This is a genomic window from Leisingera sp. F5 (assembly GCF_001593695.1).
The window spans coordinates 1-1,069 of sequence record NZ_LUKH01001377.1 but is presented as its reverse complement, the minus strand read 5'-3'; the positions used below and the strand labels follow the sequence as shown (position 1 = coordinate 1,069).

The window sequence follows — 1,069 nt, the reverse complement described above, 5'->3', positions numbered from 1 at the left end:
GGGCAAGGTCTTCGTCCACCTCAATGCCCAGTCCCGGTGTCTCTGGCGGGATGACAAATCCGTTCTCTATCCGGATGGATCCCTTGATCAGCTGATCGTGGAAGGGGGTTTCGATGGTTTCCAGCAGCAGAATGTTCGGGATTGAGGCTGCCAGGTGGATGTTGGCCGCCCATTCCACCGGTCCTGCATAAAGATGCGGCGCCATTTGTGCGTTGAACACTTCGGCAATGGCAGCGACCTTTTTCATTTCCCAGATCCCGCCGGCGCGGCCCAGGGCGGGCTGCAGAATCTCGGCGGCACCAGCCCGCAGCACTGCAGCGAATTCTGCCTTTGTGGTCAGTCGTTCGCCGGTAGCCACAGGAATGCGCAGGTTGCGGGCAACGCGGGCCATGTCTTCGATATTGTCAGGCGGCGTCGGCTCCTCAAACCAGAGCGGGGAATAGGGTTCTATTGCCTGGCCCAGGCGGATGGCACCGGCGGTGCTGAACTGGCCATGGGTGCCAAACAGCAAGTCTGCCTTATCGCCCACGGCATCGCGGATCGCCTTGCAGAACGCCACCGACATCGAGATGTCCGACATTGCAGGCATATGCCCGCCGCGCATTGTATACGGGCCTGCGGGATCGAATTTCAGTGCGGTGTAACCTTCGCTGACCTTTTGCGCTGCGGCCTCGGCGGCCATTTCAGGCGAGGTCCAGAACTCCGTGATGTCCTGATGCGGCAGCGGGTAGAGATAAGTATAGGCGCGGATGCGGTCATTCATCCGCCCGCCAAGCAAGGCATACACCGGGCGGCCGCGGTCCTTGCCCAATATGTCCCAACAGGCGATTTCCAAGCCCGAGAACGCCCCCATCACCGTCAGGTCCGGGCGCTGGGTAAAACCCGAGGAATAGGCGCGGCGGAACATCAGTTCGATGTTTTCCGGATTCTCACCCTCCACGTGGCGCTCGAATACGTCGCGGATCACATGGGTCATCGCATCTGGGCCGACGGATGACGCGTAGCATTCGCCCCAGCCGGTAACACCGGTGTCCGTGGTGACCTTTACCAGAATCCAATAACGCCCGCC

1 protein-coding gene is annotated in these 1,069 nt (G+C 60.7%); it reads right to left on the bottom strand.

Annotated elements, in window-relative coordinates; translation table 11 throughout:
* On the bottom strand, positions 1-1,069 hold a 1,069-nt coding region (locus tag A2I95_RS41570), incomplete at both ends, for a mandelate racemase/muconate lactonizing enzyme family protein (RefSeq protein WP_291738111.1).